The organism is Steroidobacter flavus, assembly GCF_042651805.1.
In the GTDB taxonomy this organism is placed as follows: domain Bacteria; phylum Pseudomonadota; class Gammaproteobacteria; order Steroidobacterales; family Steroidobacteraceae; genus Steroidobacter; species Steroidobacter flavus.
In genome coordinates this window covers 1-1381 of sequence record NZ_JBHSDU010000013.1, presented here as the reverse complement: position 1 = coordinate 1381, position 1381 = coordinate 1, and the positions used below count along the sequence as shown (strand labels likewise).

Genomic DNA, 1381 nt, shown 5'->3' with positions numbered 1-1381 from the left:
TCGGAGTGCTCGGGACGTTGAAAGCAGGCGGGGCCTATGTGCCGCTCGATCCGAACTATCCAGCCGAACGCCTGCGGTACATGATCGAGGACGCCGCGCCCCAAGTATTGCTGATTCAGGCGCAAGTCAGAGAACGCTTGCCTGCGACATCGATCGAGACGGTGGCGCTGGACGACGACTGGATTGAGATCGCGCATGAAGCGTCGAGCGATCTGTCACGCACCGAGCAGCGTGCCAATCAACTGGCGTATGTGATCTACACCTCGGGGTCCACCGGCCAACCCAAAGGCGTGATGATCGAGCACCGACAGGTGCTGAACCTGTGGCAAGGACTAGAGCAGCTCTACGCGCAGGTGGGCGGTTGTCAGCGCGTGGCACTGAACGCCTCTTTCAACTTCGATGCATCGGTGCAGCAGTTCGTGCAGCTGCTGTCGGGCCGCACGTTGCTGTTGGTTCCACAGGAGCATCGTCGGGATGCCTCGGCGCTGCTCGAGTTTGTGGCGGACCATCAGGTCGATGCGATCGACTGTACGCCTTCGCAATTGAGGTCATGGATCTACGCGGACCTGCTTGAGAAACGCCGGACGCTGCGCATGGTGCTGGTGGGCGGCGAAGCCATCGATGCACCGCTTTGGAGTCAACTCTCGCAATGCTCGAGCATCGATTTCTTCAACGTGTACGGCCCGACGGAGTGCACGGTGGATGCGACCGTGGCGCATTTGAACGGCGACAACACATTCCCTCACATCGGCCGACCCATGCCGAACCGACGGGTCTATATCCTGGATCGCCAGAATCAACCGATGCCGATCGGCGTGACGGGCGAGATCTACATCGGCGGTGCCGGTGTGGCGCGCGGATATTTGAATCGTGAAGCGTTGACAGCAGAACGATTCGTTCGCGATCCCTTCAGCGCCGATGCGCAGGCGCGGATGTATAAGACCGGCGATCTGGGTCGGTGGCGCTCGGATGGCACGATCGAGTACCTGGGGCGCAACGACGATCAAGTGAAAATCCGCGGCTACCGCATCGAGTTGGGCGAGATCGAAGCGCAGTTGCTCGAGCAGCCGCACGTCAAAGAAGCGGCGGTGATCGCGCGCGAGGATACGCCCGGCGAGAAGCGACTGGTTGCGTACTACACGGTGGATGAGGCGGTGGATCTCGAGACGCTGCGCACTCATCTCAAAGGCTCCTTGCCCGAATACATGGTGCCGAGCGCATTTGTGGCACTGGAGCGATGGCCGCTGACCCCGAACGGCAAGCTGGATCGTCGCGCCTTGCCAGCACCGGACGTGGGCGCCTACACCACTCGGCAGTACGAAGCGCCGCAAGGGGAGGTGGAGGAGATCCTCGTCGGCATCTGGCAATCGTTGCTGCAGGT

General features: G+C 61.4%; 1 protein-coding gene. It reads left to right on the top strand.

From position 1 onward, the window contains the following. Positions 1–1381: non-ribosomal peptide synthetase (locus ACFPN2_RS22830; protein ID WP_380600913.1), on the top strand; the 1381-nt coding region annotated here is incomplete at both ends.